Raw genomic sequence first — 12,175 nt, 5'->3', positions numbered from 1 at the left:
CCTAGTGGTAATAGGACTTCATGACGTCGTGCACCCAGGCGGGTTCGCGGACGGCCTCGACGGGCGGGACCATGGCGCTCAGGAACGCCTTGACGTCCAGCACGGGAGTGCCGTCGATGGCGTCGAGGCCGCGGACGTGCAGGCGCAGCCCGTCGACGCGGATCAGCTCGCAGCGGGAGACGCCGAGGTGGTTGGGGCGGTCCTTGACCCGCTGGGCGAGCACCCCGACCTTCGGCAGGGCGGTGTTGCCGCGCGGGTGCCGGGCGCCGCGGGTGGTCCTGGCCGGGTCGCACAGGTGGAAGGAGAAGACCACCTCGATGTGGGAGAACTCCTCCAGCCCGAGGGTGGCGTCGGCGTCGACCTGGGTGGCGTCGAGTTCGATCACCGAGTCGACCTTGCCCCAGTGGTCGTCCTCGGGGGTGGTGCGCTCGTTGCGGACGATGCCGATCGGTGTCACTGTTCTTCCTCCGTGGTTGTGGCGGCGTCGATCAGGGCGGCGATGGTCTCCACCTGGCCGGGTTCGATCATGCTGAAGTGGTGGCCCGGCACGTCGTGGACGACGAGTTCACCGGCCCGCCGGGTCCAGTCGAGGTCACGCGGCAGCAGCACCGGCTCCATGGCGTGGTCGGTCACCCGGTAGAGGGTGACGGTGCCCGGGTAGCCGGCCGGGTCGTAGCCGACCAGGGCGTCCAGGTTGTAGCGGTACATGTCGACCATCCGCAGCAGCCGGTCGCGGTCGAAGTCGGCCGGTACGGTGCCGGCCGCGACCGCCTCGGTCAGCAGCAGCTCGGCGCGGGCGTCCGGTGCCATGGCCCGCACCTCGTCCAGGTCGAGATCGAGCTTGAGGCCGCGGCGCAGCAGGGCGTTGAGCGCGTAGTCCTCGTCGCCGCCGGTGTCCGCGGTGGGCCGGGTGTCCAGCAGCCCGACCAGGCCGACCGGTTCCCCGGCGGTGTGCAGCTGCTTGGCGATCTCGTAGGCGTAGACGCCGCCCATCGAGTAGCCGACCAGGTGCCACGGTTTCCCGGCCGGGTGGACCTTGCGGGCCCGGGTGATGAAGTCGGAGGCCACGTCCTCGACCGTGGTGAGCGGCTGCTCCCCCGGTTGGAGGCCGACCGACTGCAACGCCCAGAACGGCCGGTTGCGGGGCAGCGCCTGCATGAGCCGCACGTAGACCAGGGTGGTTCCGGAGACCGGCGGCAGCCCGTAGACCGGGGCCAGTTCCGGGTCGCCGTGCCGCAGCCGGGCCAGCGGGCTGGGCGCCTCCCCCGGGTTGCCGCCGCGGACGATCTCGGCGAGTTTCGCGATGGTGTTGGCTTCGAGGAGCTGCCCGGCGGTGACGTCCACCCCGAACAGCCGGCGGATGCCGACCACCACGCTGATCGCCAGCAGCGAGTGCCCGCCGACCTCGAAGAAGTCGTCGTGCACCCCGACCTCGGGGATGCCGATGATCTCCCGCCACAGGTCGGCGATCTGGAGTTCGGCCGGGTCACGCGGCGCGACGGTCGTCATGGGGTGCTCCGTTCGTACTGGTGGGCGCGGGCGGTGGCCGGGCCGGTCGCCCAGCCGGCGGCCAGGAAGGCGGCGGCCAGCACGAGCCAGCCCGGCCGGCCGCCCTCGATCAGCAGGAGGGTCAGGGCGGCCGGGGCGACCATCTGCGACACGGCCGTCCCGGAGTTGAAGAAGCCCTGGTACTGGCCCTGCCGGTCGGGTGGCGCGAGTTCGTAGGCGAACACCCAGGCGGCCGACGACTGGACCATCTCGCCGTAGACGTGCAGGCCCGCGGCGGCCACCAGCAGCACCGTCGCCACCGCGGCCGAACGGCCGTCCGACGCCGCGAAGAACAGGCACATGCCTGCCAGAAACAAGGCAGACGTACGGGTGGCGCGCACCGCCGTCGCCACGGTGTCGATGCCGGTCGTGACCCGCACCTGCAACAGCACGACGGTGACCGTGTTCAGCACGACCAGGGCGGCGGTCAGCGGTTTCGGCGCATCGGTGTGCAGCACGATCCACAGCGGCAGGATCACGTCGAGCACCGGCACGTGCAGCGACATCACCATGGTGAGCACGGTGATCGTGGCGTAGGGCCGGTCCCGCAGGACGGCCAGGCGCGGCTCGCCGGGTTGCCGTTCGGCGGCGGCGGTGGGTGGGGCGGCCGGCAGCCGGCGCAACAGGACGGCGCAGCCGAGGAACGTCAGCGCGTCCAGGCCGAGGACGATCCGGTACGCCTGCGGGGTGTCCGCGGCGAGCGCCAGCGCCCCGATGCCGGCGCCGATCGCCATGCCGATGTTGGTGACCACGCGCAGCCGGGCGCGGGCCTGGACCAGGTCCGGCCCGGAGAGGACGGTGGCCATCAGGGCTTGCCGGGCCGCGTACCCGCCGCGGTCGAACAGTGCCCACGCGCAGGCGACAGCGACGAACGCCGGGTACGAGCCGAGGACGAGGTAGCCGGCCGCCGCGACCCCGGTCAGGGCCACGAGCAGGACGGCGACGCGGCGGGCGCCGTACCGGTCGGCGAGATGGCCGGCCGGGACACCGGCCAGCACCCCGGCGACCCCGGCGGCGGCCAGGCCGAGGCCGAGCGCCGCCGGGGAGAACCCGAGGACCTGGGTGAAGTAGAGGGCCGAGCAGGTGGCGAACGCGCCGTTGCCGATGTTGGTGACCAGCTGTGCGGTCACCAGTTTCCGGGCTGGGCCGGTCAGCATGGGCGCCCGGTGATGACCGCGGCGAGGCGGGCCGGGTCGTCGAGGCAGCCGCCGTGGTCGCCGGGGACGGTGGTGACCCGGATCCCGGCGGCGGTCATCCGGCCCCGCTCCTCCGGGCCGATCATGTCGCTGTGCTGGGCGGCGAGCACGTGCACCGGGATGCCGAGGCGCTCGACCATGCGGCCGTAGCGGTACATCCACCGCAGGTAGCTGCCCTCGGCCCACTCGTCGGCCTCGTGCTGGGCCGGGTCGGCGGTGAACGACTGGTCGATCACCACGAGGCTGCGGATCAGGCCGTCGCCCCAGGTGGCGGCGCAGGCGGCGCCGACCAGGGCGCCGTACGAGTAGGCGATCACGTCGACCGGCGGCCGCAGCAGGTCGGCGACCCGGTGCACGTCGGCGGCGAAGTCGAGGACCGAGTAGCCCCAGGCCGGGCGGGGGCTGTCGCCGTGGGCGCGCAGCGACACGTACATCGATTGACTCGCCGGCGGCAGTGCGTCGCCCAGCCCGCGCAGCTGGTGCTTGTCGCCGCCGAAACCGTGCAGGAACAGCCGGGACGGCCCGGCCGGACCCGTGACGAGGTCGAAGTCGATCAGCTGAATTCCCGGTACGCCGGCCAGCGCCGGCGTCGTTGACCTGCTCAAACTGTCATCCCCGTGGTAGTTCGGTCAGGTGCGCCTCGGCCATCCTCTTTCTTCACCGGACCGGTGAGGAAGCCCTCTTCACTGTCGGATCTCCGCATGGCAGAGATCCGCCTGACTCGATGCCTTGATCAATGTGGACGTTTCGCCAGTCACGTGCTTTAAAGTTTGCGATGCATGCCACGGGGGCCTGTCGGAAGGGGACGTATGTCCACGACCCGCGACATCGAAGCGCTGCGCGCGAGATACCGTGCCGAGCGCGACCGCCGGATCCGGCCGGACGCCGGCGGGCAGTACCGCTCCACGGCCGGCGGCGAGTTCGGCTACTACGCGAAGGATCCGTACACCGAGCGCATCGAGCGCGATCCGGTGTCCGACCGGGTCGAGGCCACCGTGATCGGCGGCGGGTTCGGCGGTCTGCTCACCGGGGCGCGGCTGCGCCAGGCGGGTGTGCGGGACATCCGGATGATCGACGAGGCGGGCGATTTCGGCGGCACCTGGTACTGGAACCGCTACCCCGGCATCCACTGCGACATCGAGGCGACCGTCTACATGCCGCTGCTGGAGGAGGTCGGCTACGTCCCGAAGTGGCGGTACGCCCCGGGCGAGGAGATCCGGCAGCACGCGGTGGCGATCGGCAAGCGGTTCGACCTCTACCAGGACACCCTGTTCCACACCAAGGTCACGTCGCTGACCTGGGACGACGACACGTGCGAGTGGCAGGTGACCACCGACCGGGGTGACGCGTTCCGGTCGGCGTACGTGGTGATCTCCTCGGGCCTGCTGACCCAGGCGAAGCTGCCCGGCATCCCCGGCATCGACGAGTTCCGGGGGCACACCTTCCACACCAGCCGGTGGGACTACGGCTACACCGGCGGCGACCAGACCGGCGGCCTGGACGGGCTGGCCGGCAAGCGGGTCGCGGTGATCGGCACCGGCGCCACCGGCATCCAGGTGATCCCGCACCTGGCCGAGTCGGCCCGGCACCTCTTCGTGTTCCAGCGCACCCCGTCGACCGTCGACGTCCGGGACAACCGGCCCACCGACCCGTCCTGGGCCGCTGATCTGAAGCCGGGCTGGCAGCGGGAGCGGATGGACAACTTCCTGACCATCGTCAGCGGCGGGCACGCCGACGTGGACCTGATCGACGACCGGTGGACGGCGACCGCCAAGCTCCAGCGCGTGTTCCTCAGCGGCACCCCTTCCGAGCTGACCGACGAGCAGCTGGAGCTGGCCGACGCGGCGACGATGGACGGCATCCGCGCCCGGGTGGACGAGGTGGTCGCCGACCCGGCCGTGGCCGAGTTGCTGAAGCCCTGGTACCGGTACATGTGCAAGCGCCCCACCTTCAGCGACCACTATCTCCAGGCGTTCAACCGGGCGAACGTCACGCTGGTGGACACCGCGGACCACGGCGGCGTCACCCGGATGACGGCCACCTCGATCGTGGTGGGCGATCAGGAGTACGAGGTGGACTGCGTCATCTTCGCCACCGGTTTCGAGGTCGGCATCTCCGGCGTGCTGTCCGGGACGTTGCGGGTGACCGGCCGCGGCGGGCGCGACATCTTCGAGCACTGGGCGACCGGTTTCCGGACGCTGCACGGGTTCACCAGCCACGGCTTCCCGAACCTGTTCCAGCTCGGGCCGATCCACAACGCGAACGCGGTGAACTTCGTCCACATCCTCCAGGAGCAGGCCACCCACATCGGCGCGATGGTCGCGGAGGCCCGTGAGCGGGGCGCCCTGCGGATCGAGCCGACCCTGGACGCCGAGGACGAGTGGGCCGCCACCATCGACCGGAACGCGCACAGCAGCTACGCGTTCCAGGCCGAGTGCACGCCCGGCTACTACAACAACGAGGGCCGGCCGATGGCGGCGAGCTTCTCGTTCGGTCCGGGCCCGATCGTCTTCCACGACACCCTGCGCCGCTGGCGCACCGACGGAGGAATGGAGCAGGTGCTGTGGAACGGCTGACCGGACCCTCACCGCTGCGCGGGTCGAACGGCATCGCGTTCGGCCCGGACGGGCTGCTGTACGTGGCCGAGTACCTGGCCGGGCGGATCCGCACGGTCGACGTGCACACCGGCGAGGTGTCGGTGCTGATCGGCGCGGACGGGCCGGTGCAGTCCCCCGACGACCTGGCCTTCGACGCCGACGGCAACCTGTACGTCGTCGACCTGGCGCCCGGCCTCGTGTGGCGGCGCACCCCGGCCGGCGAGCTGAGCGTGGTGGCCGAGGGCATCCGCAACCCGAACGGCATCTGCTGCCTCGGCAACCGGCTGTTCGTCAACGAGATGGCCTTCGCCGGCCGGGTGCTGGAGATCGGCGCGGGTGAGCCGGCCGTGCTGGCCGAGGGCCTGATGCTCGGCAACGCCATGCAGGCCGGCCCGGACGGGCGCCTCTATTTCCCGCACATGTTCCCGGGTTCGGTCCACCGGGTCGGCCCGGACGGCGGCGAGCCGGAGTTGTTCGCCGACGAACTGCCGCAGACCGTGGCCGTCCGTTTCGACCGCGACGGTGTCCTGCACGTCCTGCTCGTCGACGAGAACGGCACCATCGTGCGCGTCGACGGCGACCGGCGGACCACGATCACGACCGGGGTGCCCGGCCTGGACAACGCGGCGTTCTCCGGCGACAACCGGATGTTCGTGTCCAGTTTCGCCACGGCCGGGATCACCGAGGTGCTGCCGGACGGGACCACCCGGGAGATCGTGCCGCACGGCTTCGCGGGCCCCTACGGCGTGGCGGTGGACGACGACGGGAAGGTGCACACCGCCGACCACTACCGGATCGACCGGGCGCTGCTGCCGTTCGCGCACGGCCTGGCCGCCTCCGGCGACCAGCTGCATTTCACCTCGCAGTACGGCCAGACCGGAACCTACGACCGGATCTCCGGCTCACTGCGCATGCGCGAGGTCGCCTTGAATCACCCTCTCGGCATCGCGGTACGCCCGGACGGCGCCGTGGTGATCGCCGAGTCCGGTGCCGGCCGGGTCCTGGCGATCACCGTCGACGACACGGTCGAGGTGCTGGCCGAGGGGCTGGGCCGTCCGGCCGGGGTCGCGGTCGACGCGGAGGGCCGCTGCTACGTCAGCGACGAGGAGCACGGCGCGGTCCACCGCCTCGAGGACGGCAAGCCGGTCGCCGTGGCCGAGAACCTGTCCGCCCCGCAGGGCCTGGCCATCGCCGACGGCCGCCCGGTGGTGGTCGAGTCGGGCCGCGGCCGCCTGATCGCGCTCGGGCCGGAGCCGCGGGTGCTGGCCGAGGACCTGCCGGTGGCACCGCCCCGCGACCCGCAGCCGGCCCTGATGGTGCACGACCTGCCCGGGGTGCCGCGCCCCTTCGCGGGCCTGGCCACCGGCCCGGACGGCGCCCTCTACCTGGCCGGCAACGCCGAGGGCAGCATCCTCCGCTTCTGACGCCGGCCACCGATCCGGTCAGCCGCCGGTGATGGACCAGTGCCAGGCCTCGGAGGGCAGGTTGACGTAGCCGTATTTCGCGGCGTTGGCGGACAGCCACTTGAAGGCCTTGGTCTTCTTGGTCAGCGATTTTCCGTCGGAGGTGATGTCGACGGCCAGGCCGAGTTCGTGCAGGGAGCGGCCCGGGATGGCGGTCGGGACGCGGCAGGCGGAGGCCGGCGCGGTCCACACGTCGGGGCAGCCGTTGATCTTGCGGAGTTCGATCTGCCGTTGCTTGGTGCGGAATCCGCCTCCGGAGATGGCGACGCCGTCGGCGCGGGCGTCGTCGACCATCCGCTTGAAGGCGTAGGCGACGTTGCGGTGGACAGTGGTGCCGTAGACCGTGGTGGTGTCGGCCAGGGCGAACTTCGGCCGGATCTCGGTGACCACGTCGCGGCTGACCGTGGCGGCCTGTGCGGCGTAGCCGGCCGCGGTGCCGGCGGTGGCGATGCGCTGCTCGGTCTTCGGGATCGCCGCGGCGGCGGCCTGGCGCACGGCGGCCGCCTTCTGCAGGCCGGTGGCGGCGGTCCTGGCCTGGGCCTTGGTGGCGCGCAGGACGGCGGCGGCCTCGTGCAACCTCTTGCGGCGGGCGTCGCGGGTGGCGGTGGCGGTGGTGACGGCCCTGGTCGCCTTGGTGACGGCCTTCTTCTTGCGGGGGCGCTGTTTCGACACGCGGGTCAGGGTGTTCTTGGTGCCGGTGAGCGCGCGTTCGGCGGTCTTGAGCCGTTCGTGTACGGCCGCGTGCGCCGTGGTGACATCGGCCAGCTTCTTCCGGGCGGCGGCGTCGGCCCTGGTGGCGGCGGTGACCTCGGTGGTACGCGTCTTGAGCGCCGCCTTCTGGACGGCCAGGGTCCTACGCAGCGCCGCCTTGGTCGCGTCGACGGTGAGGCTGCGGTACATGAGCTTGCTGTAGTCGTGCGCGACTCCGGGGACCGCCGCGTGGGCTGTGCCGGGGGTGCCGACGATCGGGGCAGCGACCGCGAATGCCGTGGCCATCGCGGTGATGATCCGTGTCTTCCTCACCTGACGTGCGCTCCTTGCCTTCCGGTGCGTGGACGTACCACCGTGCGGTCCGGCGGGTGCGGGCCGCGATCCGGTCGGAGAGCGATCCGGTTGCGGTGCTCGAACATTGATCCCGATCCCGATAACATCCACGGACATCGAATCGATAGATGTCAGTGGGGGACTGCATGCTTCGAAGAACCGTTGCTGCTCTCGCAATCGGCGCCACCGTGGTCGGGATCACCGGCACCGCGGCCTGGGCGGAATCACCCGACGATCACGCGTACGCGCAGATCGCCGCCCTGCAGGAGATCAAGAAGTCGATGAGCCCGGACGAGCGCAAGCTCGACAGCCGGCTCGCCGTCGAACTGCGCAAACGGAACAGCAAGGTGGCCACGAGCGCGCTGCCGGCGCTCACCACCGGCGTCGAGGTCACCAAGTCCGGCACGGTCGAGGTCGAGGTGCACGCCGAGAAGGTCGGCGACGACCTGCTCGGCCGGCTCCGCAAGGCCGGCGCGGGGATCCGTTTCCCGTCCGAACAGACCGGTACGGTGCTGGTCGAGGCGCCGCTCGGCACACTGCCGGAGATCGCCTCCTGGAAGGACGTGACCGCGGTCAACCTGGAGCACGGCGCGATCACCGGCCACCAGAGGGACCCGAACGCCAAGCCGACGACCGAGTCCAAGGAGAGCAAGACCGCCCGGATCGAGACGGCTCTCAAGACGGCGCCGAAACTGACCACGGCGGCGGCCGGCTCGGTCGTCTCCGAGGGCGACCGCACACACGCCGCCGACACGGCCCGGACCAGGCACAAGGTGACCGGCGTGGGGGTGAAGGTCTGCGCCCTGTCCGACGGCGTGGACTCCCTCGCCGACTCGCAGGCCTCCGGTGACCTGCCCGCCGACGTCGACGTGCTGCCCGGTCAGGAGGGCGAGGGCGACGAGGGCACCGCGATGCTGGAGATCATCCACGACCTGGTGCCGAACGCCGAGCTCGGCTTCGCGACGGCGTTCACCAGTGAGGCCAGCTTCGCCGAGAACATCCGGGCGCTGCGCTTCACCGGCGGCTGCGACATCATCGTCGACGACGTCGTCTACTACCACGAGAGCCCGTTCCAGGACGGTCTGCCGGCACAGGCGGTCAACGCGGTGACCGCGGACGGCGCGTACTACTTCAGCTCGGCCGGCAACGAGGGCAACACCCTCGACGGGTCCTCCGGCAACTGGGAGGGCGACTTCGCCGACTCCGGGCTGGGCCTCGGCAAGTTCGCCGGGGACGCGCACGACTTCGACCCGGGCGAGGGCGTGTCGATCCTCAACCCGCTGTCGCCGAACAGCGACGGCCGGATCACCACCCTGTGGTGGGCGGACCCGCTGGCCGGTTCGGCCAACGACTACGACCTGTACCTGATCAACTCGGCCGGCAACGTGACGTCGTTCTCGCAGGACGTGCAGGACGGCGACGACGACCCGTGGGAGATCCTCCAGACCGGCGCCACCACCGGCCAGAAGGTGGCGGTCGTCAAGTTCGCCGGCGCCGACCGGTACCTGCAGCTCACCGTGTTCCGCGGCCGGATGGGCTTCTCCACCCCGGGTGTGCTGCGCGGGCACAGCGCCGCCGAGAACGCGTTCGCGGTGGCGGCCACCCCGGCGGCCGCCGCGCTGCCGTTCGACCTGGAGACCGGCGACCCGGCGAACCCGGTCGGCCCGTACCCGAACGTGCACACCCGCCAGTCACAGCCGGAACGGTTCACCTCGGACGGTCCGCGCCGGGTGTTCTACGCCGCCGACGGCACGCCGTACACGCCGGGGAACCTCTCCTCGACCGGTGGCGTGGTGCGGGCCAAACCGCAGATCACCGCGGCCGACGGGGTGGCCACGTCGCTGTCCGACTTCAACCCGTTCTTCGGCACCTCGGCGTCGGCGCCGCACGCCGCCGCGATCGCCGCGCTGGCGCTCTCCGGGAACCCGGGGATGACCGGCGAGGAGATCCGGGCCGCGCTCACGTCGACCGCCCTGGACCTGGCGCCGGCCGGGTTCGACCAGCGCACCGGCAACGGCGTGATCCGGGCCGACCTGCTGCTGCGCAACACCGGCGCCACCCCGCAGCCGCTGGTCCGGGCCGGTGAGCCGACGGTCACCCCGACCACCGGCGACGGTGACGCCCACCTGGAGCCGGGCGAGAAGGCCACGGTCACGGTGCCCGCCGTCAACTCCGGCGACGGCACGGCGACCGGGGTCAGCGTGGTGGTGTCCACCTCGGATCCGGGCGTGACGGTCACGCCGCGGTCCCGGTCGTACGGCACCATCGCGGCGGGCGCGTCCAAGACCCGGGACTACACGGTGACGCTGGCCGCCGACTATCCGCTGGGCCGGCCGGTGACGTTGCAGACCAGGGTCACCTTCGCCGGGGTGCTGTCGCCGACCGCCCGGACGGTGAACGTGCCGGTGGGGCAGCCGTCGGCGACGGTGCGCGACTTCGCCTACGGCGGCGCGGCGGTGCCGATCCCGGACAACGACCCGACCGGGGCCTCCGCCACGGTCGAGGTCGCCGGTGTCGGGTTCGCGTCGGCGCTGACCGTGTCGATCGACGGCACCGAGTGCTCCACGGCCACCGGCGCCACCACGGTCGGCGTCGACCACACCTTCGTGGGCGACCTGATCGGCACGCTGAAGGCGCCGGACGGCCGGTCGGTGACGCTGTTCTCGCGGACCGGGGGCAGCGGCAACAACCTGTGCCAGGCGGTGTTCGACGACGCGGCCGCGACACCGTTCGCGTCGGCGCTGTCCAGCAACGCGCCGTTCACCGGCAGCTGGAAGCCGGCCACCCCGCTGTCGGCGCTGCGGACCGCGCCGGTCGACGGCACGTGGACGCTGCACGTCGCCGACCGGGTCGGCGCGGACACCGGGTCGATCCGGGCGTTCTCACTGCACATCGCCGGTTTCGATCCGGCCTGATGACGGCCGTCCGGGCGTGTGCGCACGCGCCCGGACGGTCCCCGTCACGCGTGGCGGGCGACGCTGCCCGGGCGGGGGCGGCCCACCGAGAGCACGTCGAGCAGCAGGGCGGCGCCGGCCACCAGGGCCAGCAGGACCAGACCCAGCGCGTACGAGTCGAACCGCTCGTAGACGCCGCCCATGACCAGCGGTGGCACGAACCCGCCGAGGCCGCCCGCGGCGCCGACGATGCCGGTCACCGAACCGACCTGGGCGGGTGGCGTCAGCTGCGCGACCAGTGCGAACGTCGCGCCGCTGCCGGCGCCGAGGGCGGCGGCCATGGACAGGAACGCGATCGTGCCGAGCGGCATGAGCGGCGGTGTGAACGCCTGCACCAGCGCGCCGGCCATCACCACGACCAGGGTCACGGCCAGGACCCGGGCCGGCGGCATCCGGTCGGAGAGCCAGCCGCCGACCGGCCGCATGACCACCGCGAGCAGCACGAATCCGGCCATCCGGTTGGAGGCGTCGGCCGGGGTCAGGTCGTAGGCGGTCTTCAGGTAGGCGGGCAGGTAGACCGAGAACGCCACGTAGCCGCCGAACGTGACCGCGTACAGCGCCGACGCCTGCCAGGTGATCCGCAGTTTCATGGCGGCACCGAGCCGCTCCGCCAGCGGCGCGGTGGGCACCGTCCGGCCGGGCGCGTCCCGCAGCAGGAGCCAGGCCACGATGGCGTACGCGAACAGCGCCCCCGCCGTGATCAGGAACGGGGTGGCCGTGCTCCCGGCGTCGACCAGCTTGACCGTGGTGAGCGCGCTGATCGCGGTACCGCCCATGCCGACGCCGAAGACGCCGACCGCGAAGCCACGCCGCTCGGGTGGGAACCAGGCGTTGACGAACGGGACGCCGACCGCGAAGGTGGTGCCGGCGATGCCCAGGAAGAAGCCGCCGACCAGCAGTGAGACGAGGGCGTCGTGGCCGATCAGTCCCAGGTAGAGGACCGGGACGATGGTGGCCAGTGTGATCAGCGGGAACATGGTCCGGCCGCCGTAGCGGTCGGTGAGCGCGCCGACCGGGATGCGGCCGACCGAGCCGACCACCACCGGTACGGCCACCAGCAGCGCCTGCTGGAACGAGGTGAGGTCCAGTTCGGCCTGGAATCTGCTGGCCAGTGGGCTGAGCAGCGCCCAGGCCCAGAAGTTGAGGGCGAACCCGAGGGTGGCCAGGAACAGCATCAGGTTGGGGCGGCCGGTCGTCGGTGAAGTGCTCATCGAAAACCTTCCGTGGAAACCCCCGGCTTCAGCCGTGGGGAGGAGTCGGATTGCCTGCGGAGCAGGTCGGGAATAGCCGATCCGCCGGCAGGGCGGATGGGCGTCTGGTCAGACGTTGAGTCGGATGTCGGTGTCGCCGTTGACGACGTCGCGGCGGTGCTT

At 71.8% G+C, this 12,175-nt stretch carries 9 protein-coding genes; 3 read left to right on the top strand and 6 right to left on the bottom strand.

What is annotated here, in order from left to right:
- Position 1 precedes the first annotated feature (1 nt).
- The 4 genes from IEZ13_RS09275 to IEZ13_RS09260 are packed head-to-tail and all read right to left on the bottom strand — an operon-like array spanning position 2 to position 3,349.
- The gene (locus IEZ13_RS09275) at positions 2–457 is read right to left on the bottom strand and encodes an SAM-dependent methyltransferase (protein WP_183220306.1); all 456 of its coding nucleotides are present in this window, start codon (positions 455–457) and stop codon (positions 2–4) included.
- The gene (locus tag IEZ13_RS09270) at positions 454–1,509 is read right to left on the bottom strand and encodes a thioesterase domain-containing protein (RefSeq protein ID WP_183220304.1); all 1,056 of its coding nucleotides are present in this window, start codon (positions 1,507–1,509) and stop codon (positions 454–456) included. Before IEZ13_RS09270 ends, IEZ13_RS09275 begins: the two co-directional genes overlap by 4 nt.
- Positions 1,506–2,705 carry an MFS transporter gene (locus tag IEZ13_RS09265; protein WP_183220302.1) on the bottom strand — a complete coding sequence of 400 codons (1,200 nt, stop codon included), beginning with the start codon at positions 2,703–2,705 and terminating at the stop codon, positions 1,506–1,508. Before IEZ13_RS09265 ends, IEZ13_RS09270 begins: the two co-directional genes overlap by 4 nt.
- Positions 2,699–3,349 carry an alpha/beta fold hydrolase gene (locus IEZ13_RS09260; RefSeq protein ID WP_183220300.1) on the bottom strand — a complete coding sequence of 217 codons (651 nt, stop codon included), beginning with the start codon at positions 3,347–3,349 and terminating at the stop codon, positions 2,699–2,701. Before IEZ13_RS09260 ends, IEZ13_RS09265 begins: the two co-directional genes overlap by 7 nt.
- A gap of 204 nt (positions 3,350–3,553) precedes the next feature.
- Here IEZ13_RS09260 and IEZ13_RS09255 point away from each other — a divergent pair, with 204 nt between their 5' ends.
- A complete protein-coding gene (locus IEZ13_RS09255; RefSeq protein WP_229794572.1) occupies positions 3,554–5,320 on the top strand; it encodes a flavin-containing monooxygenase in 1,767 nt (588 codons plus the stop codon).
- Positions 5,308–6,765, top strand: coding sequence for an SMP-30/gluconolactonase/LRE family protein (locus IEZ13_RS09250; RefSeq protein WP_203833740.1), 1,458 nt, complete (start codon positions 5,308–5,310; stop codon positions 6,763–6,765). Before IEZ13_RS09255 ends, IEZ13_RS09250 begins: the two co-directional genes overlap by 13 nt.
- 18 nt (positions 6,766–6,783) lie before the next feature.
- Here the strand turns inward: IEZ13_RS09250 and IEZ13_RS09245 are convergent, their stop codons facing one another.
- Complete coding sequence (locus IEZ13_RS09245; protein WP_229794571.1) at positions 6,784–7,827, bottom strand: M15 family metallopeptidase; 1,044 nt, start codon at positions 7,825–7,827, stop codon at positions 6,784–6,786.
- A 167-nt stretch (positions 7,828–7,994) separates the two neighbouring features.
- Between IEZ13_RS09245 and IEZ13_RS09240 the strand changes: the two genes are divergently transcribed.
- Complete coding sequence (locus IEZ13_RS09240; protein ID WP_183220297.1) at positions 7,995–10,763, top strand: S8 family serine peptidase; 2,769 nt, start codon at positions 7,995–7,997, stop codon at positions 10,761–10,763.
- A gap of 44 nt (positions 10,764–10,807) precedes the next feature.
- Here IEZ13_RS09240 and IEZ13_RS09235 read toward each other — a convergent pair whose 3' ends face one another.
- Positions 10,808–12,013 carry an MFS transporter gene (locus IEZ13_RS09235; protein ID WP_183220295.1) on the bottom strand — a complete coding sequence of 402 codons (1,206 nt, stop codon included), beginning with the start codon at positions 12,011–12,013 and terminating at the stop codon, positions 10,808–10,810.
- Positions 12,014–12,175 lie beyond the last annotated feature (162 nt).

Source organism: Actinoplanes campanulatus (assembly GCF_014647795.1).
Lineage (GTDB): Bacteria > Actinomycetota > Actinomycetes > Mycobacteriales > Micromonosporaceae > Actinoplanes > Actinoplanes campanulatus.
The sequence above is the reverse complement of the archived record's forward strand: the minus strand, read 5'-3'. Positions and strand labels throughout refer to the sequence as shown.

Bases quoted from the DNA above. Each gene is read 5' to 3' on its own strand.
- IEZ13_RS09270 (WP_183220304.1), bottom strand. From the start codon at position 1,509: ATGACGACCGTCGCGCCGCGTGACCCGGCCGAACTCCAGATCGCCGAC.
- IEZ13_RS09265 (WP_183220302.1), bottom strand. From the start codon at position 2,705: ATGCTGACCGGCCCAGCCCGGAAACTGGTGACCGCACAGCTGGTCACC.
- IEZ13_RS09240 (WP_183220297.1), top strand. From the start codon at position 7,995: ATGCTTCGAAGAACCGTTGCTGCTCTCGCAATCGGCGCCACCGTGGTC.
- IEZ13_RS09255 (WP_229794572.1), top strand. From the start codon at position 3,554: ATGTCCACGACCCGCGACATCGAAGCGCTGCGCGCGAGATACCGTGCC.
- IEZ13_RS09235 (WP_183220295.1), bottom strand. From the start codon at position 12,013: ATGAGCACTTCACCGACGACCGGCCGCCCCAACCTGATGCTGTTCCTG.